Origin of the sequence: Polaribacter sp. PL03, from assembly GCF_033875165.1 — a bacterium.
Lineage (GTDB): Bacteria > Bacteroidota > Bacteroidia > Flavobacteriales > Flavobacteriaceae > Polaribacter.
On the sequence record NZ_JAWZSV010000003.1, the window covers coordinates 582,033 to 603,190 of the forward strand.

The 21,158-nt window shown below is 29.1% G+C and carries 23 protein-coding genes; 3 read left to right on the forward strand and 20 right to left on the reverse strand.

What is annotated here, in order from left to right; genetic code table 11:
- Positions 1 to 89: 89 nt before the first annotated feature.
- Positions 90 to 2,504 carry an outer membrane beta-barrel family protein gene (locus SHK09_RS08605; RefSeq protein ID WP_319810358.1) on the reverse strand — a complete coding sequence of 805 codons (2,415 nt, stop codon included), beginning with the start codon at positions 2,502 to 2,504 and terminating at the stop codon, positions 90 to 92.
- A gap of 207 nt (positions 2,505 to 2,711) precedes the next feature.
- Between SHK09_RS08605 and SHK09_RS08610 the strand changes: the two genes are divergently transcribed.
- A complete protein-coding gene (locus tag SHK09_RS08610) occupies positions 2,712 to 3,071 on the forward strand; it encodes a CoA-binding protein (protein ID WP_319810359.1) in 360 nt (119 codons plus the stop codon).
- Positions 3,072 to 3,101: 30 nt separating this feature from the next.
- On the opposite strand, the gene SHK09_RS08615 is transcribed toward SHK09_RS08610, so the two are convergent.
- The 5 genes from SHK09_RS08615 to pyrR form a co-directional block, all read right to left on the reverse strand.
- A complete protein-coding gene (locus tag SHK09_RS08615; protein ID WP_319810360.1) occupies positions 3,102 to 4,016 on the reverse strand; it encodes a ribonuclease Z in 915 nt (304 codons plus the stop codon).
- The gene (locus SHK09_RS08620) at positions 4,013 to 4,333 is read right to left on the reverse strand and encodes a T9SS type A sorting domain-containing protein (protein ID WP_319810361.1); all 321 of its coding nucleotides are present in this window, start codon (positions 4,331 to 4,333) and stop codon (positions 4,013 to 4,015) included. Before SHK09_RS08620 ends, SHK09_RS08615 begins: the two co-directional genes overlap by 4 nt.
- Positions 4,334 to 4,345: 12 nt before the next feature.
- A complete protein-coding gene (locus tag SHK09_RS08625) occupies positions 4,346 to 4,678 on the reverse strand; it encodes a hypothetical protein (RefSeq protein ID WP_319810362.1) in 333 nt (110 codons plus the stop codon).
- A 1-nt stretch (position 4,679) separates the two neighbouring features.
- On the reverse strand, positions 4,680 to 5,609 hold the full coding sequence (locus tag SHK09_RS08630) for an aspartate carbamoyltransferase catalytic subunit (protein ID WP_319810363.1): 930 nt from the start codon (positions 5,607 to 5,609) through the stop codon (positions 4,680 to 4,682).
- A gap of 69 nt (positions 5,610 to 5,678) precedes the next feature.
- On the reverse strand, positions 5,679 to 6,218 hold the full coding sequence (gene pyrR, locus SHK09_RS08635; RefSeq protein WP_319810364.1) for a bifunctional pyr operon transcriptional regulator/uracil phosphoribosyltransferase PyrR: 540 nt from the start codon (positions 6,216 to 6,218) through the stop codon (positions 5,679 to 5,681).
- 191 nt (positions 6,219 to 6,409) lie between these two features.
- On the opposite strand from pyrR, the gene SHK09_RS08640 reads away from it, so the two are divergent.
- A complete protein-coding gene (locus SHK09_RS08640) occupies positions 6,410 to 7,780 on the forward strand; it encodes a tetratricopeptide repeat protein (RefSeq protein ID WP_319810365.1) in 1,371 nt (456 codons plus the stop codon).
- A gap of 318 nt (positions 7,781 to 8,098) precedes the next feature.
- Here SHK09_RS08640 and SHK09_RS08645 read toward each other — a convergent pair whose 3' ends face one another.
- The 4 genes from SHK09_RS08645 to SHK09_RS08660 all read right to left on the reverse strand — a co-directional run bounded on the left by SHK09_RS08645 (position 8,099) and on the right by SHK09_RS08660 (position 11,371).
- On the reverse strand, positions 8,099 to 8,821 hold the full coding sequence (locus SHK09_RS08645; RefSeq protein ID WP_319810366.1) for a head GIN domain-containing protein: 723 nt from the start codon (positions 8,819 to 8,821) through the stop codon (positions 8,099 to 8,101).
- A gap of 94 nt (positions 8,822 to 8,915) precedes the next feature.
- Entirely contained in the window at positions 8,916 to 10,592 is a 1,677-nt protein-coding gene (locus tag SHK09_RS08650) for a PspC domain-containing protein (RefSeq protein ID WP_319810367.1), read from the reverse strand.
- A complete protein-coding gene (locus SHK09_RS08655; RefSeq protein ID WP_319810368.1) occupies positions 10,585 to 10,929 on the reverse strand; it encodes a PadR family transcriptional regulator in 345 nt (114 codons plus the stop codon). The genes SHK09_RS08650 and SHK09_RS08655 overlap by 8 nt, the downstream gene beginning before the upstream one ends.
- A 10-nt stretch (positions 10,930 to 10,939) precedes the next feature.
- Positions 10,940 to 11,371 carry a DUF4870 domain-containing protein gene (locus SHK09_RS08660; RefSeq protein ID WP_319810369.1) on the reverse strand — a complete coding sequence of 144 codons (432 nt, stop codon included), beginning with the start codon at positions 11,369 to 11,371 and terminating at the stop codon, positions 10,940 to 10,942.
- A 153-nt stretch (positions 11,372 to 11,524) separates the two neighbouring features.
- Here SHK09_RS08660 and SHK09_RS08665 point away from each other — a divergent pair, with 153 nt between their 5' ends.
- Complete coding sequence (locus SHK09_RS08665) at positions 11,525 to 11,980, forward strand: DUF4442 domain-containing protein (RefSeq protein ID WP_319810423.1); 456 nt, start codon at positions 11,525 to 11,527, stop codon at positions 11,978 to 11,980.
- A gap of 45 nt (positions 11,981 to 12,025) precedes the next feature.
- On the opposite strand, the gene SHK09_RS08670 is transcribed toward SHK09_RS08665, so the two are convergent.
- From SHK09_RS08670 to SHK09_RS08710, 10 genes are all read right to left on the reverse strand, one after another.
- The gene (locus SHK09_RS08670) at positions 12,026 to 12,175 is read right to left on the reverse strand and encodes a hypothetical protein (RefSeq protein WP_319810370.1); all 150 of its coding nucleotides are present in this window, start codon (positions 12,173 to 12,175) and stop codon (positions 12,026 to 12,028) included.
- A 186-nt stretch (positions 12,176 to 12,361) separates the two neighbouring features.
- Complete coding sequence (locus tag SHK09_RS08675; protein WP_319810371.1) at positions 12,362 to 12,979, reverse strand: hypothetical protein; 618 nt, start codon at positions 12,977 to 12,979, stop codon at positions 12,362 to 12,364.
- A gap of 196 nt (positions 12,980 to 13,175) precedes the next feature.
- Complete coding sequence (locus SHK09_RS15430; RefSeq protein WP_413774276.1) at positions 13,176 to 13,454, reverse strand: RDD family protein; 279 nt, start codon at positions 13,452 to 13,454, stop codon at positions 13,176 to 13,178.
- A 41-nt stretch (positions 13,455 to 13,495) separates the two neighbouring features.
- Positions 13,496 to 14,200 (reverse strand): DUF4369 domain-containing protein, encoded by a 705-nt coding sequence (locus SHK09_RS08680; RefSeq protein ID WP_319810372.1) that lies wholly within the window; start codon positions 14,198 to 14,200, stop codon positions 13,496 to 13,498.
- A gap of 37 nt (positions 14,201 to 14,237) precedes the next feature.
- Entirely contained in the window at positions 14,238 to 15,542 is a 1,305-nt protein-coding gene (locus SHK09_RS08685) for a DUF819 domain-containing protein (protein WP_319810373.1), read from the reverse strand.
- A 2-nt stretch (positions 15,543 to 15,544) separates the two neighbouring features.
- Entirely contained in the window at positions 15,545 to 16,225 is a 681-nt protein-coding gene (locus tag SHK09_RS08690) for a DUF2490 domain-containing protein (protein WP_319810374.1), read from the reverse strand.
- Between the two features lie 3 nt (positions 16,226 to 16,228).
- Entirely contained in the window at positions 16,229 to 19,384 is a 3,156-nt protein-coding gene (locus SHK09_RS08695; protein WP_319810375.1) for a VPS10 domain-containing protein, read from the reverse strand.
- Between the two features lie 187 nt (positions 19,385 to 19,571).
- A complete protein-coding gene (locus tag SHK09_RS08700) occupies positions 19,572 to 19,736 on the reverse strand; it encodes an Arc family DNA binding domain-containing protein (RefSeq protein WP_319810376.1) in 165 nt (54 codons plus the stop codon).
- A 1-nt stretch (position 19,737) separates the two neighbouring features.
- A complete protein-coding gene (locus SHK09_RS08705) occupies positions 19,738 to 20,661 on the reverse strand; it encodes an alpha/beta hydrolase family protein (RefSeq protein ID WP_319810377.1) in 924 nt (307 codons plus the stop codon).
- Positions 20,658 to 21,158: a hypothetical protein gene (locus tag SHK09_RS08710; RefSeq protein ID WP_319810378.1), complete on the reverse strand. Its 501-nt coding sequence runs from the start codon at positions 21,156 to 21,158 to the stop codon at positions 20,658 to 20,660. Before SHK09_RS08710 ends, SHK09_RS08705 begins: the two co-directional genes overlap by 4 nt.

The window sequence follows — 21,158 nt, forward strand, 5'->3', positions numbered from 1 at the left end:
TTAAAATAGTTTTAGTTAGATGAATGTCAGTAATATTTTTCTGTTAATTGGTTTGGTTTCTAACAGAGAAAGTAGCTCAAACGGCACAATTACAAAACTCCTCCGCTACCTTCGGTTTCATTTTTTTCTCTATACTTTCTATTCCTAGCTCTGTTTTTTCCACCACCAAAATCGTAAGAAAAGCCAAGATAAACAGCACTATATTCTAAAGTATATCTACCCGTTTGAGAAAACGGATTTGTTGCAGAGAAATCTAATTTGTAAGCATCAAATATATCTGTGCCTCTTAATGTAATTGCACCATTACCATCTAAAATACTTAATTGAGCAGATGCATTTACTATAAGGTAAGGTGCTACTTTAAATTGTACGCCTTCACTTTTTCCTCTATAAGAAGTAGCTAATTGAAACTTTAATTTTTTCGAAGCTTTAAAACTATTACTTATTCTTATTCTAAAAAGAGTGTTTTTAATGCTTTCTTGGGTGTTATTAATTAAACCTTGGCTATCTTGTGTGTACAAGCTAGAACTTGGTCTAAAACTCCACCAATTATTCATTTTAAAACTAGAAGAAAACTCAACACCATAACTGTCTGCAGTTTCATAATTAGCATAAGACAAAAGTTGTTTATCTTCATTTGTAATATCCTTATTAATAATTCTACCAATTTTATCTGATGTTTGTCTGTAAAAAGCACCAAAAGTAAGATATCCTTTTTTAATTGTTCTAGTGTAATTTACTTCGTAAGAGTTGGTAAATTGCGGACGTAAGGTTTGGTTACCAATAGAGGTACTTAAAGGAGACGTCCATTCTTGTATAGGTGTAACTTGCTCAACACCTGGTCTGTCAACTCTTCTGCTATATCCTATTTGAAATTCGTTTTTATCTGAAGCATAATACGTAAAATAAGCAGAAGGGTAAAGTGTGAAAAATGTATCTTTATAAGGCGCAATTGCTGTTTGCTCTGTATTAGAGAATTTACCATTTACAGAGAAATGTTCTAAACGCATTCCTCCTTGAAAAGCAATTTTTTTATACTCTTTTGTGTAATTTACATATCCAGCATAAATTTCTCTATCGTAATTAAAAGAAGAGTTTCCTTTGGGTTTAATTGTAGCACTTCCGTTAGTTTCTATTGCTTGATCTGTAAGAATATTATTAAACGTATTCTGATTTCTAGCTTCTAAGCCAAATTCTAATTTACCATTAGAAATAGGTTTTGTATAATCTATATTTACTAAAAAAGTATCTGTGTTGTTTATAATCTTATTGGTGTAATTATAAATTTTAGAACTTGTATTTACCGTTTCTTTATTAAAATCGTTTTGCGGATTTTTTGTGGTGGTGTAATTAATTTCAAACTCTATATTTTGTCCTTTATCATCAATATTTAATTTATAATCTAAATTATAAGTTTGTTCTTTAATATCGAATTGTGATAAATTAGAAGCATTAAAAATTGAATTATTGTTTTCTGTAACTCTTGTATCTATAGTAAAATCGGTATCAGCAAAATTCTGAGAGGTATAAAAAGACAAAGTATTTTTATTATTAATGTAAAAATCAATTCCTGTTTTTAAATAATTACTCGTTGTATTGTCTGTATAGTTAATAGACTGATTAAGGTTTTTGTCTTCTCTTTCAAATAAAGCAACAGTTTCAAATTTACCTAAATCTAAACCATAATTTGTATAAATGTTTACTTTCCCTTTTCTGTAATTTAAATCTAAAGAAGTGGTTGGTCTGCTATTTATGCTATGTTCTAAACCAATATTTAAACTTCCATTAAAGCCAATTGTGGTATTTTTTTTCAGTATTATATTAATAATTCCACTCATTCCTTCCGGTGAATGTTTTGCAGACGGATTTGTTATTAACTCTACACTTTTTATAGAAGAAGAAGGAATTTGTTTTAGAAGTTTGGCCGGAGATAAGTTAGATGGTTTACCATCAATTAAAACCCGAACATTGCTATTTCCTCTTAAATTAATGCTACCAGATTGAAAATTTACCTCAACAGAAGGTATATTTTCTAATAATTGCAAAGAATTTGTGCCAGCAGAAGCCAAGTCATTACCAACATGAATTACTTTTCGATCTATCTTTTGTACAATTGTAGATTTCTCCGATTGTATGACAACCTCGTCTAATTGATGAATATTCTTTTCTAAGTGTATTGTAGAAATACTAAATTCTGATAACTCTTCAGATAAAATAATAGTCTTTTTTATGGTCTTGTAGCCTATAAATTGAATGTCTACATAAATAGTGTCTAAAGGAAGTTTAACTATTTTAAAATAGCCTTTATGGTTTGTTATACCTCCGTTTATAATACTAGACGCTTTATCTTTGCAAATAATATTTACATAGGGTAGCGTTTTTTTTGTTTTAATATCAATAATTTTTCCTGTAATGCTTCCAATATTTTTTAAAACTTTACCCTGGGTTTGGGCATAAAACGTAAGAGATAAAAAAATTAGAAATAGAGATATATACTTTTTCATAATTTAAAATTATGTCTGTAATATTCATAGCAAACAAACTATTACAAACTTCGATAAAAATACTTAATTTTTTGTTAATGTAATACCTCAGCTCTTGAAAAAGAAGTTATTAAATTTTTATTTAAAAATATATTTTGAAACTTTAAATTATGTATTTCTATCTTTATCTTTGTAAAGAGTTGAAAAAGTCTATTTAAATATAAAAAAATGAAAGTAACATTGGTTATAGGAGCTTCTTTAAAAGAAGAAAGATATTCTAACAGAGCAATAAAAAAATTAAAAGCTAATAATTTAGAGGTTGTTGCTATTGGATTAAGAGAAGGTGAAGTTGTAGGGGTTTCTATAGATACAGAAAAGGTTTCTTATAAAAACATAGATACCGTTACATTATATTTAAACCCAAAAAGACAAGAAGAATATTATAATTATATTATAAGTTTGGCACCAAAGAGAGTTATTTTTAACCCTGGTACAGAAAACATGGAGTTTGTGAAATTATTGCAAGAAAATAATATTGCAAGTGAAATTGCATGTACTTTAGTGCTGTTGGCAACAAATCAATATTAAAAAGGTACAAGAAGAAAAATTTAACGGAGTTTACTTTACTGTAAAAACTAAACCTGGTTTAGCTAAATCTACATTGTTAAAAACAGTTTTTGCTTCTTTTTGAAACAAAGTAGTGTCTGGGTATCTTCCAGAAAAATGACCAATTACTAGTTGCCCAACATTTGCGTCTTTGGCAATTTGTGCAGCTTCAATAGAAGTAGAGTGCTTTGTTTTCTTAGCTAAATCTTGCCTGTCATGCAAAAAAGTAGCTTCGTGATATAGTAAATCTACATTTTTAATAATAGGAACAATATCTGGTTTATAGCTTGTATCACTACAAAAAGCATAGCTTAATGGTTTTTGTGGGTCTATTGTTAACGCTTTATTAGAAATTATTTCACCAGTAGTTAATGTAACGTCTCTACCAGCTTTAATATTTAAATAATCTGCTTTATCAATTTCTGGATATCCGCTAATATTTAACATATTTAGTTTTCGAGGCTTCTCTTTTTCAGTAAATAAATAACCATTTGTGTACACTCTATGTGTTAATGGTATAGTTCTTACAGTAACTCTATCATCTTCATAAATAAGTTCACTTTCTTTAGAAGATAATTCATGAAAAACCATATTGAATTTCGCGTGAGATTCAGAAATTTTTAGCATCTGTAAAGTTGCCTTTTTTATTCCTTTAGGACCAAAAATATGCATTTCTTTTTCTCTACTTAACATGCCATAAGTAGACAGTAAACCTACTAAACCATAATAATGATCGCCATGTAAATGAGATATAAATATATGATCTATCTTAGAAAAACCAACTTTATATTTTCTCATTTGGCGTTGCGTACCTTCACCACAATCTACTAAAAAATGATTGTTATTTATTTCTAAATATTGCGAAGTTGGAAAGGCGTTAACACGTGGTGTTGCAGAATGACAACCTAATATGGTAAGGTTTATCATTTAATAACAAATCTTTTAGAGATTACGTTTTTATTATTTTGTACACTATAAATATACATACCTGCAGCTAAATTATTTTTATAAAACGGGATGCTGTTTTTACCAGCTTTAATCTTGTATGATTTAGAAAATACTGTTTTGCCTAAAACGTTTCTTACTGTTAGAATTATTGAAGAGTCTAGAGTAGAGTTAAAGGTAATTTTAGTAGAATTTGTAAATGGGTTAGGAGCAGTAGATAAACTTTCTACTGATTTTTCTTGTGAAAAACCAATAAAAGAAACCGATAAAAGTAAAATAAAAAGTAATTTTTTAATCATCCATTTGCTTTTTTAAAATCCCAACTCTCTCTCTATAGTTTCCATTTCTAAGATATCTTCTGCTTCTTGTAAAGTAGGTACAATATTTAGATTTTCAGGAAAATCATCTACATTAATAGTCGAATTAACAACTACAAATGATGTGCCATTTTGTTGTTTTTGTTCGGCTATATTCAAAAATAATAAAAAATCTTTGTTATTTATACTAATATCGTTAGAAATTTGAAGTATTAAATGGTCTTTTTGAAAATTATTTATCTTTTCAAATAATAAATTTTGAAATTCTTTGAACGAATTTTCATCCGAAGAAATAAGTGTATAATTGTCTTTTTTAGTAATAAGCATTTTATCTTTTTATTTGTTGTGCTAATAAATAAATAACTGCCATTCTTACAGCAACTCCGTTTTCTACTTGATTTAGAATAATAGAATCATTAGAATCTGCAACGTCGCTTGTAATTTCTACACCTCTATTTATTGGTCCTGGATGCATAATTACAATTTTCTTGCCAAGGTTGTCTAAGATGTCTTGGTTGATACCAAAAAGTTGCGTGTATTCTCTGGTAGAAGGAAAATATTTAATATCCATTCTTTCATGCTGTACACGTAAAACATTAGCAACATCGCACCATTCTAGTGCTTTTTTTAAATTTGTTTCTACTTCTACGCCTAAGCTAGCAATGTGTTTTGGTATTAAGGTAGTTGGCCCACAAACCTTAACTTTTGCACCTTGTAATTGCAATGCAAAAATGTTAGACAATGCAACTCTAGAGTGTAAAATATCGCCAACAATAACTATTTTTTTACCTTTTACGCTTCCTAATTTTTCTCTAATAGAGTAAGAATCTAATAAAGCTTGTGTTGGGTGTTCGTGCGTTCCATCACCAGCATTTATAATTTTTGCATCTACATGTTTAGATAAGAAAACACCTGCACCAACATTACCGTGTCGCATTACAACAATATCTACTTTCATAGCTAAGATGTTGTTTACGGTGTCGATTAACGTTTCTCCTTTTTTTACTGAAGATTGGCCTGCAGAAAAATTAATTACGTCTGCAGAAAGTCTTTTTTCTGCAAGTTCGAAACTTAGTTTTGTTCTAGTACTGTTTTCAAAAAACAAATTTGCAATAGTAATATCTCTTAAAGAAGGTACTTTCTTAATAGGCCTATTAATTACTTCTTTAAAATGATCTGCAGTTTTAAAAATAACATCAATATCATTAGGTTTTAAATATTTAATACCCAATAAATGTTCTACGCTTAATTCTGACACATCAAAGTTTTTAAGTTAGATATTTGTTTATTCTTCTTCATTTTTATATTTAAAATAGTTCTTAAATAATTATTTAAGTTCTATAAAAACAGCGTCTTTTTTATGAGTCTCGTTCCAGGTAACTAAAACCTTTTCCTCATTAATAGCATCTACCTGTCTGCCTTTATAATTTGGCTGAATTGGTAAATGTCTACTAAAACGTCTGTCTATTAATACTAATAATTCTATACTTTCTGGTCTTCCGTATGATTGAATGGCTGTTAATGCAGCTCTTATACTTCGCCCAGAGAATAAAACATCATCAATAATAACTACTTTTTTATCTTCAACAAGAAAGTTCATTTCTGTAGTTTCTGCTGCTAAAGGTGTCTCTTTTCTTCTAAAATCATCTCTATAAAAAGTGATGTCTAGAAGACCTAACTCTAAGTTTTTAATATTGTAATCTGTTTTTAATAAGTTTGCTAATCTATTGGCTAAATAAGAACCTCTAGGTTGTAACCCAATTAATACAGTATTAGAAAAATCATTATGGTTTTCGATAAGCTCGCAAGCAAATCGATGAAGAATAATTTCAATATCTTTTGAGTTAAGTAAGGTTTTTCTGCTCATAAGAATGCTACCAATTTAGGCTGATAGTTATTGAAAATCAAAATTAGCGTAAATTTATGTATGCACAAAATTATTAGCTACTAAATAAAATAAGTGTTTTTGTTAATTAAATTGTTGAAAACAAAAACTGCAATTCTAAATGATGTTCTATAGTTATAGTACCTTTATTTCCTAATTCAAATATCATAGTTATGTCTCTATTAAAATTTGAATCCATGCTTAAAACCAACAATATTTATTTTTTTGATTTGGTTGAGTTTGAGGAAATTATAGTACATTATTTAGATTCTGGTAAAATATCTCTAGCAAAAAAAGCAATAAAGCTTGGTCTAGAACAACACCCAGAATCTATTGACTTAAAGTTGTTAATGGTAGAGTCTTATCTTACTGAGAACGAAATTGATAAAGCAACAATATTATTAAAAAAAATAGAAATTATAGCGCCAGATAATGAGGAGGTTTTCATTCAAAAAGCAACTATAAAATCTAAGAAGGGTTTACATAAAGAAGCAATTTTAGATCTAAAAACAGCATTGTCTTTTACTGAAGATAAAATAGATGTTTGGTCTTTAATGGGTATGGAGTATTTATACTTAGATGATTTTAAAAACGCTAGAATAAATTTTGCATACTGTATAGAAGCAGATTATGAAGATTACTCTGCACTTTACAATATTGTATATTGTTTCGATATGCAAAAAGAGCATGAAGAAGCTATAAATTATTTAAACGCTTATATAGATAAAAACCCGTATTGTGAAGTTGCGTGGCATCAATTAGGAAGACAACATTATGTCTTAGAGAATTATAAAAAGGCATTAACTTCTTTTGATTATGCCGTTTTAATTGATGAATCTTTTCTAGGTGGCTATTTAGAAAAAGCAAAAACTTTAGAGCAATTAGGCAATTACCAAGACGCTATAGATAATTATTTAATTACAATAGAATTAGACGACCCTACAGCTTTTGTGTACATTAGAATTGGAGAATGTTACGAGAAAATTGAAAAACTAGAAGCTGCAGTTTCTTATTATAAAAAAGCGGTTCATGAAGATCCTTTGTTAGATAAAGGATGGATTCTGTTAACCAATTTATATTTCGATCAAGAACAATATCAAAAAGCAGCATATTATCTTGCAAAAGCTTTAAAAATTGATGAAGTAAATGGTTTGTATTGGAGACGTTATGCAGAAATTAATTTAAAACTAAGTTTTTTTGAAGAAGCAGTTGTAGGCTTTAACAGTTGTTTAAGGCTAGGAGATACCTCACCAGAAATTTATATAGGTTTAACAGATGTTTTATCTTTTTTAGGTGAATTTAATGATGCTTTAAAAGTGTTATTAGTTGCACAAAAATCATACAAAGGTTTTGCGGAGATAGAGTATAGGTTAGTAGGTTTGTTCTTCGTCTTAAGTAAAGAAAAGTATGCGTTTACGCATCTAATAACTGCTATGAAAATAGACTACGACTATCATACAATTTTAAATGAATTGTACCCTTCTGTTTATGATAATGTAGAAATAAAAAAACTATTAGTAAATTATAAAAAAGCAATAGAATAATTGTTTTAACATTTTAAGATAAAAAAAACTGAACGTTATCGTTCAGTTTTTTTATTTTTAAAAGGGATGTTTTTTATTATAAAAAGTAAGTGCTGCTTTTTACAAAACAGCAACTTACCAAGTAAACTAATAAAACCAAGTATTAGTAACTATATTAGAAGTTAGCTTTCTAATAATTTATATAAAAGTTATATGCAAATACTACAATTATGGTTAGTATTTTAAATAGTATAGAATCTTTAATGAGGTCTAAAAATGAGTTCATGTTGGTTGTTTAAGAAGTCTTTAATTTCTTTAGAAATTAGACTTTAGGTTGTTTTATCCTCTAGAAATGCTTCCGCCAGAAGTAGATTTTTTATTTACTATTGTAGGGTTTCCTTTAAAATCTATATCTCCACCACTTGTAGCGTTTGCCTCCATCTTTTCAGATGCATATATATTTATGTCTGCACCACTAGTAGCTTTTACAATAACATTTTCACTTTTTAAGTTATAAGCATCAATAGAGCTTCCGCTAGTAGCATTCGAAGCATGGTTTATAGTAACTCCAGAAATATTAATATCAGAACCGCTTGTAGCACTTGTAGCTACACTTTCTGCATCAACTTTAAAATTAATGTCTGCGCCACTTGTTGCACTTATAGAAATTTCTTTAGTTCTAATAACTGTTTCACTATAAACATCGCTACCACTTGTTGCCTTTAAAAGAGTAAGGTTTTCTAGTGTTACATATACTTTTTTAGCTTTAGACCTCCAAATATTTTTTTCTACATATATATTTAAAACTCCTTCATTTACTTTTGTAATAATAAGATCGTGAAGATTCTCATCGGCTTCAACAGATATTTTAGTATCTCCTTGACTAATATATAAATCTATTCCCGAGCTTACTTTTATACCAGTAAAACTGCCTTCTAGTTTACGTTGCTTAACAGTAACATTTTTGTTTCCGATAACCTTATTAAATATATCTGCGTTACAAGAGCTAAAAAGGGTTGTTACAAAAAGTACTATAAATAATTGGTTGATTGATTTTTTCATGATGTTGGTTTTAATTTAGATGATAAATATCTTTTAATAGACGCTTATCATCTAAATATAGTTGCTCAGTTGTTATTTCTTTGGGTTAAATTGTTTAAATAGTATCGTTGTCTACTTCTGTATCATCAATTTCATCTACACAATCTGTACATTTTAAAACTTCTTCAGTCATTTCAAAATTATGGTTTACCATATCTCTATCATCAATTCTTGCTTCATTTTTTACATCATATAAAAATGTTTTTATAGAATTATCAAAATATATTTTTGTTTTTGATGGTATAAAAATGGTAACATCTATTTCTTCATCTTTAAAAATATTTTTTACTTCGGATAAGAAAAAAGCATCTAGTACAATTTCATTATTTTTAATAGTGTAGTTGTATTCAATTTTTTCAGCATTTTTATTTGCTCTAATATTACTTCTACCATAAGATTCTTTCTGTACAATAATATAAGCAGCACCAGTATTACTTCTTTTAACATCTATATGAACATCGTTTGTATAAATCATTCGTTTATTATTTACTTCAACCTCATGTCTTCTAGAAGATCTTCTTAGGTTATGTTGGTAATAGATAGCATCATCATTTTGTACTTTTAGAACTAGCGTATCATTTTTAGTAAGATTTAATTCATTTTTTTCTACAGATTTACCATAATTAGCGTGGGTTGTACCAAACTCTATTGCTGTAAAAATTATGGTTAACAATGCAGCTATCCAAATTGCTAATAAAGTTAGAGAGGTTGCTTTGCTAAACTGTTTAACATTGCTAGATAATATTCTAAGACCTAATACAAGTAGTATTAAAAACGGAATTCCTGTTAATAGAAAAAGTGAAACTGTTAACAACCATTTAGGTAAACTTGCGTCGTAGAAAAAATCTGGATAGCTAATAAAATTACCATCTATATTTAAAAATTCTAAACTTCCAACAGAAAACCCTCCAATAATTAGAGATAAAATAACGCATGCACCAACAATTACAAAAATTACCCCCATAAACTTTCCTAATACTTTAAAGAAAGCAAGTATAATTTTACCAATTGTATTTAAAAAATCTTGTAAGCCGTTATTTTTTTTTGTCTTTCCTGAAAAAGTTTCATTCATTTTTGCAGAAAACTCATTTGCCCCATCTTTAAATTTTTCTGAAGCTTGGTTTGCGACATTTCTAACATTTTCTGAAACATTTGTAAATTCTTCACGAATCTTTTTTTCAATATTATCTATGTTAACAGGTTCTCCTTCCATTTGTAGTTTTTCTGCCGTAGTTTTAGCTTCTGGCAATAAAATCCAAAGAATTATGTATAATAGAATACCAAAACCTGCTCCAAAAAACAAGGCTAATAAACCAAGACGAACCCAAATAGTATCAATATCAAAATAATGTGCAATACCAGAAGCAACACCACCTAGAAACTTATCATCACCGTCTCTAAATAATTTTTTACCAGAAGCATTGTTTCTTGTATAAGAATAATTAGCATCTGAATATGCTTCTTCTGCTTCGGTATAATCTTCTGGTTGCCCCATAATAACAATAATATCTTCTATATCGCTTTCATTTACAACTTGTCTAGCATCTGTAATTTTTTCTGATAAAAGTTCGCTAATACGTGCTTCTATATCTGCAATAATTTCGTTTTTTCCTTGAGGATCTTCACTTAAAGATTTAGAAATAGATTCTAGGTACCTTCTTAGTTTTTGATAGGCTACTTCGTCTATGTGGAAGAAAAATCCGCCTAAATTAATATTTATTGTCTTATTCATCTGAAGTTGGTTTTGTGCTAATTACTTGGTTAACTGCGTTTACTAAATTACTCCATGTTTTGTCTAATTCTTTTAAAAACATGACTCCGTTTTCGGTTAAAACGTAGTATTTTCTTGGTGGTCCAGAGGTTGATTCTTCCCATCTGTAGGTTAATAATCCTGCGTTTTTTAAACGTGTTAATAACGGATAAATGGTTCCTTCAACCACAATCATTTCTGCACTCTTTAGAGTAGAAAGAATTTCAGAAGTATAAGCATCTCCATTTTTTAAGATGGATAAGATACAGTACTCTAAAACACCTTTTCTCATTTGTGCTTTTGTGTTTTCTATCTTCATGTATTGTCGTTTATTTTATAAATTTTATGGTAAAAGGATATTTATAATTCTCTCCTTCTTTTGCTTTTATAGAAGCAATTATTACCAAAGCAATTCCTACTAAATAAATTATTCCTGTTACAGTTCCAAAACCAATAAAGCCTAAAAAACTATTAGTGTTAAAATCGAAATTAATATGAAAATTATCGAAATTATCTATGTTTCTAAAAAATGTACCAAATGCAAAAGGTATAAATGCAACTGTTAAAATAAAAGAGTACAAAGTATAGCTTAGGTTAAAGTTTACTGCTTCTTTGCCTTGTTCATCTAAAAACGGACTTCTTTCTTTTAATGTTTGCCACGCTATAAGAGGTGTTATTATATGGCCAAAAGGAAATATAAAACCTGCAAAAGCAGAAATATGTATTAAAAAGGCATTGGTGTTTTGGTTGTTTTGTCTCATAATTTGTAAAGTGTATAATACTTTCTTATGCAAATATATATCTTATAAAAGGTATTGTGCAATACATAGTACTGTAATTAACATTTTTTTAACATTTTATATTTGTCTTTTTTTAAGTAAAAAAGTGGTAAATTGTCAGCAAATAAAGGGATTATGAAGATTACACCAAGAAGAATTACTTTGTACATGTTATTTAAGTTGCCGTTAGGTTATTTAAGTGGAATGAGAGTAATATCGATAACAGATACAATAGCAGAGGTGAAAATTAAGCATAAATGGATGAATCAGAATCCATTTAAAAGCATGTTTTGGGCTGCTCAAGGTATGGCTGCAGAAATGGCTACAGCTGTTTTAGTTATGAAAGCAATTTCCGTTTCTAAAGAAAAAGTATCTATGTTGGTAACACACCAAGAAGCAGATTTTTTTAAAAAAGCTACTGGTAATATTTTATTTTCTTGTGCAGGTGGAACTGAAATTATAAATGCTATAAAGAAATCTAAACAAACAAAAGAAGGGCAAGTTGTTGTTTTAACATCTGAAGGGAAAAATGAAGAAGGAGTAGTGGTTTCTAAGTTTACTTTTGAATGGAGTATAAAAGTAAAACTTTAAAATTTATCTATATATTAGTAAAAAACACTTTTAATTAATCTTTTATTAAAGGTGTTTTTTTTGATATAATTTAAGCGTTTCTTCGGTATAATCACAATCTTGAAAAATACCACAAGACACATTTGTTCGTGCTAAAGATTTTGTTGTTTCAAATTTTTTAGACAATGCTTCTATTTCTGGAGATAAGTATTTCATGTTTTTTTCTTTTTATAGGTTCGTTGAAAAGCATTATTCTGCGAACGTTGTTGTGTGTTTAAAGTTGAGAATTTTGTAAACGGCTATTTTAAGTAGGAAAATTGTTGTTTGCAAAAAAAAAGCAATTGCAATTAATTAAGCTAAAATTAAGCAATTTTTATTATTCGGTGTTGTGTACAGTTAATTTTATTTTTTCAATCTTATGTTTTTATTAAATTTTAATATTTCTCCTTTTTTCGGGTTTTGTAATTTTTTATTTATCCAAAATATAAAAGCTAATGAAAACAATATTCCAATTATAATTGAGCCATAAACTCCAATCAATTCAGCCAATAAAAGAACTAATTTTTTAATAATAGAACTTTTTCGACTTTCAGGTATTTCAATTCCATTTTCTAAATCTAAAGCTGTAGAATAAGTTAAAGCGATAAATACAATTCCAATTCCTAAAGTTGTCAGTTGTGATAAAACTTGTTTAAAAAGCGAATAATTTTTTACATCAATGCCGACAAGTTGATTTTTTAAGTAAGTTTTAATTTCTCCAAAAACATTTTTTTCAATAACGAATTTTTCTGCTTCAACGTCTTTATCTTTAAATTCAAATTGAACCGAAACATTATTTTCGATAAAGATCATTTCCTTTATTTTTTCATATCTGAAACTTTTAACAGTTCCTAAATTTTTATTTTCGATTAGTTCATTAATATCTAATTCTTTCAGTTGTTCAGAAATCCAAATAGATTTTTCAGTAACTATTAGATATTTATTTGTTAATTCATTTTCATTAATTATCCAATTTTTCATTTACTTTCAAAATTTCCTTCTATGTTGCACAAAACAACTTAATAAAGATACGATTATTTTTTTCTAGGGTTTTACATACTCTTCATCTAAAACAACAATTAAACCAACAACAGTGTCATGAATTGCTTGCTTATGCTCATTTGAAGCTACAGAGAAGAATGAAATCTAGCTTAACAGCACTTTATATAAATATAATTCAAGCTTTAGGTAGGCTTAGGTTGTTCTCGTTTTTAATATTTCTAACTTTAATTTTTGAAACTTTGTGGCCAACTGTATTTACTAAGAAATAGACCATTAATGGTTCATATAAAATGAAAATAAATAAAAAAGCTAAAACTTTTGTATATACTGGAGGCTTGTTAAACATTGAGAAAATATCTGTAGTAATAACTATTAGAATAATTAATACAATATTATCTATTACTGCTGCTTTACTCTTAAAAATACACCAGGATATTCTATGCTTTTCATTTATTTATAAAAAAGAAAAACCGAGTTTTAACTCGGTTTTTAATCTTATTTATTTTCTTTAGCTTTTATGTCGCTTATGTATTTGTCTAGACGCTTACCATAAATAGATTTTTTAACATCTATAGATAAAGACTTATTTATAGTGTCTAATAATTTAATATTAGCATCATATAATTCTGTTAAGGCAATATAAGGTGCAGCTTCAGAATCTGAATTTGTTAAAGCAAAATTTGTTGTGTACAAATATTTTCTTCTAATCATTCTATTGAAGTCGTTTTGCACTTTATCTATTAAATCGATATCTTTAGATTTAGTTGCGTCAAATTCTTTTTTAATAAACTCTAAACGTTGATTTTTAAATTGATTGTTAATTTTTGAGAAGTTATTAAAAACCGTTTGATTCTTAGACCCAATAATTTCTGGATTAAAACCAAAAATATCAACATTATCGTTAATTGTAATCGTTCCTTTATTTCCGAAGAATAAAATTCTTTTTTCTGTTGTTTTAGCATCAAAAGTTAAATAATACATTACAGAAGATTCTACGTTATCTGTTAGTCTAAAATTACCATCGCCTAAAACAGTTACAGAATCTACAGAAATTAAAGCTGTATCATTCATTTTTTGAAGATATAGAGTTCCTTTCTTTAATCCTTTAATGTTTCCTTCAACAATCATGTTTCCATCTTTTTTAGATGAACAGGCAATCATTAAAATTGATACTACTAAAACGGCTATTATTTTCTTCATTATTCTAATATTTAGTCTGCAAATATGCTTTATTTTTTTAAATGGTTGAGGATAATTCCATTAAAATTGTACATAAAATTGCACCAACTGTACCAATTGCATAACCAAAAACGGCTAATAAAACACCTACAGTTGCCAGAGATGGATGAAATGCTTGTGCAACAATTGGTGCAGATGCAGCACCACCAACGTTTGCTTGACTACCAACAGCTAAAAAGAAATAAGGTGCTTTTATAATTTTAGCAACAATAATTAGTAGCACAGCATGTATAGTCATCCAAACAAAACCAATTGCAATTAAACCTGGGTTTTCAAAAGCCTGATTCAAATCCATTTTCATACCAATACTAGCTACTAATAGGTAAATAAAAATACTACCTAATTTACTAGCACCAGCACCTTCGTAGTTTTTTGCTTTTGTATAAGATAAAATAACAGCTACAATAGTAGAAATACTAATTAACCAGAAAAAACCAGAACCTAAGAAAGAAAACACATTTCGCCAAGTTTGAGATTGAATAGTTGCAACAAATTCAGAGAAAAATTCGCTTAGATATTTTGCAGAAAAATGCCCAAAACCAACGGTTCCAAAAGCAATTGCAAGCATAATCATATAATCTGTTAAAGTAGGATTTTTCTTTACTTTTTGGGTAAATGTTATTACCTTTTCTTTTAATGCTTCGATAGCAGAGGTATCTGCTTTTAACCATTTATCTATTTTGTCTTTCTTACCAATTCCTATAAGTAAAATAGCCATCCAAACATTTGCAACAACAATATCTACAATTACCATTCCGCCATATTTTGCAGGGTTGTATTTGTAAATTTCTAACATGGCAGTTTGGTTTGCTCCACCACCAATCCAACTTCCAGCTAGAGTAGAAAGTCCTCTCCAAACAGCATCAAAATCTGCACCACCAACTGTTTCTGGTGAAAAAATAGAAATTAATAATATAGCCAACGGACCACCAATTATAACACCTACAGTTCCTGTAAAAAACATAATTAAAGCCTTTGAGCCTAGATTAAAAATTGCTTTTAAATCGATACTTAAAGTCATTAATACTAATGCAGCAGGTAATAAAAAACGGCTAGCTACATAATATAATTGTGATGAGTTACTTATAACTTCACCAGTTGCTGTTGTTGTTTTCCATTCGGGTGATATAACACCAAAGGTTGTAAAAAGCGCAGGAATAAAATATGCCATGAATAAACCAGGAACTATTTTATAGAATTTAGGCCAAAAACCTGTTTTTAAACTTTCTGTGTAGAAAACGAATCCTAAAGAAATCATTAAAATACCAAAAACAATTGCATCGTTTTTAAAAATTGGCTCCATTGTTATATTGTTTTTTTAGAAAAATTGGTGTTTAAAATTACTCCTAATTGCAGTCTTTTTAAGATTACATTCGGAGTTTTAATTTGAAAATAACCAGCTTTTAGTTTAATGTTATTGTTCAATTTGTAAAGAAAACCTGCACCAGTCCAATTTTGAGCAAATCTTTTAGATTGATTTAAGTTTAAGAAAATCTCATTAAAAGCATAAACACTCCAAGTATTAGAAATTGGGTAGCTAACATTTAAGTCGTAACGCAACCAATTTTGAAACTGATCTGTATTTCCATTTTTATGAATAAAACGTTGTTCTAATCTAATGCGATGTTTTCCGGTAAATTTACCCCAGTTAGACTTTAAGTTTAAGTCTTCATAAAAGCGAGATTCATACAAATTTATAGAAGAAGCATCATATTCTAAATCTCCGGTAGCATAACTTAAACCAAGTGTTAAATTGGTTTTTTTATTGAAGGTGTAATTAATACCTAATCTATAAATTTCTTGTTGAAATTCGCTTGTTAGCTCATAATATCTAAAATGCGCCATAGTTTTAAGCGTATATTTTTCAGACAATTTATGCGAACCATTATACATATACCAAGTACCTAATTGATCTTCAGCAGATTTTTGAGCTTGAGCATTATTAATAATAAAACTCAAGCACAACAATAGAATTATTTTACGCATATTTTAATTTGTTGAATATATTTTTGTTTCTTTAAACAAAGATACTTTTATGTTTTCAGTTGCGGTTTTGTAAGTTTGCCAATCTTTATTAAAGAACGAATTTGTTTCGCTTATTACTTTTTTAAATTCTTCCTTAAATTGATTCATTAAAACTCTTTCTGTGGAGGTTTGTGCTCCAAAACGAGAACGCACATAACTACTAGCTTGTCCAAAACGTTGGTTAACCGTAATCTCTGGGTTTCTAGTAATACCTTGTCTTTTATCAATAGTTCCTAAGAATTTAGCAGTTAAAGTTTCAATTTTTTTAATAATCTCTGAAGATGACTTAATCTCTGCTTTGTATTTCTTTTTATCTTCTTTAGATAATTGAGATTTAATAGCAGTTGCAGTATTTTTACTTTCTACTAATTGTTTTACAACATTTGCAATCTTTTCTTGATAGCTTTCTAGTTCTTTACTAGCAGCATATTTCTGATTTATTGCAGCATCTGAAATTTTTAATCTAGGATCAAACTCAACTTTTATGGTCTGCTTAGAAACTTCATTTCCAAAAGTCATTTTCAAATTGTAAGTTCCTGGTTTTACAGAAACACCACCAGCTTCTCTAGTAGATTTTCTTATTCTTCTAGAGGCTCTATCAACTCCTTTTTCTCTTAAATACCAAGTAGTTTTATGAATACCACTTTCTTTAGGAGTTTTAAATTTTAAAGTTCTAATTTGTCTTTTACCATCAAATATTTCTAATTTAATAGAATCGTATTTAACAGCATTTTTATCTTCCTTATCAACTTCTGGTTTATTAATAAAGTAAGATATAATTGCGCCACCTCTTCTGTTTTCTCCTTGGTAAGTTGCATCTGCACCAAATCTACTTCCTGTTGGTTGTTGTCTTGCAGCTTGGTAAGCAGTTGGAGGAGAAAATAACACCAATTTATCATTAGTAACATTCTTGTTTGCAATTGCTCTTAAAGGTCTAATATCATCTAAAACCCAAGCAGCTCTGCCAAAAGTACCAATAACTAAATCTTGTTCTCTAGGGTGAATAACTAAATCTTTCACAGGAACTGTAGGGAAACCATTTGTCCATTTTGTCCATTTATCGCCTGCATTTATAGAAATATACAAACCATCATCTGTTCCTAAGAATAGTAAATTTTCATTTTCAGGATCTTCAATAATACACAAAGCATAACTCTGCACATCATTCTCGTCAATGATACGTTCCCAAGATTGTCCGTAGTTTTTAGTTCTATACGCGTAAGGAGTATAGTTAAAACGTCTATAATCATTAGCAACTAAAAGTGCTTCTCCTTTATTTTTATTTGACGCTTTAATTTGAGTTATCCAGCTATTTTCTGGTAAGCCTTTAATGTTTTTAGCAACGTTTGTCCAAGTTTCGCCACCATTTTTAGTAATGTGTACTTGTCCGTCATCTGTTGCAGCCCACAAAACATCTTTCTGTAAAAGAGAAGGTTCTATTACTAAAACGGTACAATGGTTTTCTGCCCCAGTAGCATCCATAGTTAAACCACCACTTTCGGCTTGCTTTAATTTTTCTGGATCATTTGTTGATAAATCTGGAGAAATTACGTTCCAGGTTAAACCTTTATCGGTAGATTTATGTACAAACTGACTTCCGAAGTATAAGGTGTTATTATTAAAAGGATCTATATTGATAGCAGAATTCCAGTTGAAACGTAATTTTACGCTAGCGTCTTTATGTGTAGGTTTTACAGAATAATTATTTCCTGTTTTATAATCATATCTAGAAACAGAACCTTGCTGGCTCATTGTCCAGCCATAACGAGAATCATCTTTATCTGGTACAACATCAAAACCATCTCCAAAACTAATTTCTTGCCAATAAGAGTTTCTAATTCCTTGAGACTTCCAAACATAAGCAGGCCCTCTCCAAGAACCATTATCTTGCATTCCACCATAAACATTATAAGGAAATTCATTATCTACATTAATATGGTAGAATTGCGCTACTGGTATGTTACCTATAAAACGCCAAGATTTTCCGCCATCTTTTGTAATATTTAATCCACCATCATTTCCGTCTAACATAAACTTACCGTTAGTTGGGTGAATGTACCAGGCATGGTGGTCTGGGTGTACACCATTATCTACACCGTAAGCAGGCATTAATTCTTTAAAACTTTTTCCGCCGTCTTGAGAAACATTTATATAAGTGAAAACAGTGTATAGTCTGTTTTCGTTTTGAGGGTCAACATAAATTTCTGAATAATAAAAAGGACGATTTCCAATACCTGGTTTGTCGTTTATTTTTTTCCATTTAAAACCTCCATCTTCACTTTTATATAATGCATTTTTCTTCGATTCTACTAAAGCATAAATTACATCTGGGTTATTAGGTGCAATTGCCACACCAATTCTACCTAACTCTCCTTTAGGAAAACCTTCTTTTTCTGTAATTTGTTTCCAATTTTCTCCTCCATCATGTGTAATATACAAACCACTTCCAGTTCCACCAGATTTAAAAAACCAAGGATCTCTTTTGTGTTCCCACATTGCTGCAATTATTTTATTAGGGTTTTTAGGATCCATAATTAAATCTGCAGCACCAGATTTTGTGTTTGTAAATAAGATTTGTTTCCAAGTTTTACCACCATCTATTGTTTTATATACACCACGCTCTTTGTGCTCTCCCCAAGGAGAACCAATTGCGCCAGCATAAACAATATCTGGGTTTGTAGGGTCTATAAGTACTCTATGAATATGTCTTGTTTTTTCTAAACCCATGGCTTTCCAAGTTTTACCAGCATCTAAAGATTTATAAATTCCAAAACCACCGTTTAAACTATTTCTTGGGTTTCCTTCTCCTGTTCCTGCCCAAATAACACTTGGGTTCGATTGTTGAATAGCGACAGCACCAATAGAAGCTGTTAATTCTTTTTCGAAGATAGGTTCCCATTTTACGCCACCAGAAGTAGATTTCCAAATTCCACCAGAAGCGGTTCCAACATAAATAATTTCAGGATTATTTTCTACAACGTCAATGGAAGTTACACGCCCAGACATTCCTCCAGGACCAATGTTTCTTGGTTTCATGTTCTTTACTAAGTCCATAGAAAACTCTTGTGACAAGAGTAGTGTTGTTGTACATAAAAAAAGTAGTGTAAATAGTTTTTTCATTTGAATAGGTTTGTTGATTTTTTTTAATACTGGCCAACAATATACAAAATAGAAAACGCTCAATATAAATTGAGCGTTTTTTAACATTTTTGTTTTCTATATAAATATGTATTGTTATGATTTTATAGGAGAATAAAAAGAATAAATCTCAAAAAGCTAATGCTATTATATCAAAGAAATTTATAGTCTATTCCTCTTTCTTTTTAGGTTCTCGTTTCGCTTCTTTTAAAGCTTGCATTAGCATCCATTCTATTTGTCCGTTAGTAGAACGAAACTCATCTGCAGCCCATTTTTCGATAGCTTTTATCATATCTTCATTAACTCGCAACGCGAAAGCTTTCTTTTTTGTCATTTTATTTTTTTACAAATTGAACAATTGTTTCAATTAGTTTTTCTGAAATTGGAAATTCTGATGAATAGTAAGAAGCTAAATTGTCTTCATCTTTTTGAATATCTTTTAAAACATGGTTCATGTTTTCTATAATAACCAATTTAGAAGCTGGTTTTGCAGCATGTAGTGCTTTCGCATCTTCAATTTTTACTTGAAGATCTTTGTCTCCATTAATAATTAAAACAGGAATTGTTAATTTTTTTATTTCTTCTATTGGGTTTAATTGCAACCAAGAGTATAGAAAAGGTTGATTTTGTTTTGCAAAAACACTCATTAAAAACGGATTTACAACATCAATTTTACCTTTCTTTCTTAAGGTATCAAATTGTTGTTGTGCAGCTTCACCTAAAGTAAGGTTGTTTTTACTAATTTGTTTAACAATAGTTTTATCTATTGTTTCACCTGCACCAGCAAGAGAAATATATTTATCTACGTTTTTTGAAGCCAATAAAGCAATTAAAGAACCTTGACTATGGCCAATTAAAATAATTTTAGAAAAGCGGTTTTCTTCTTTAAAATAATTTATAACTTCTTCTGCATCTAATGCAAAATCTATTACTTTGGTATTCTTTAAAAAAAGACCATTATTTTTATTAGCAGTTCTTTTATCATAACTAAAAAATGCAATGTTTTGTTTATTTACTGCATCTCTAAATTGCTTAATATAATTCGCTTTTATGTTTTGTGCTGGCTGGTTCCCATTTCTATCAACAGGGCCAGAACCATGAACCCATATAATTAAGGGTATTTTTTCTTCAGAGAAGGTTAAGGTTCCTGGAAGCTGTATTTTTTTATTATTTATTGTTATTTCTTCGGATTTTATTTGTGCAGTAGCAATAGAAATTCCGAATAAATAAACAACTACATAGGTTATAACTCTAATCATACTATTTTGTTTTGGTATGTTTTTAAAACATTTACAGCAGCTTCTTTCATTTGTGTACCAATTAATAACTTTTTACCGTTTTTCAACTGAAGTTGTATGCCAATATCTCCAGAAATATTTACACATTTCCCTTTTTCTTTATTCCAAAGAGAACCGCCTTTAATTCCCCAGCCACCATATTCTCCAATAGGATCGTATTTTCTAACAACAGCTGTCTTAATTTCTGGCCATGTAATTGTTCTATACTTAAAATGGAATGGTAAAAACTGATAATGAATTCCTTTTTCGTCTATTCTAGTTTTTAATTTAAAGAAGAAAATAAATGAAATAGTCACTAAAATTCCAGAGAGAGTTAGTACAAACTCATTAGTTGTCATGTTAGAGTTTTCTTCCAAATATTCTGTTGTAATTACAGTTATTGGCACAATAATGCTAATTGCTAAAAGTACTATTAACCAAGTTTGTGTAAAACGTTGTTCTTCTTTAAAAACTTTCAT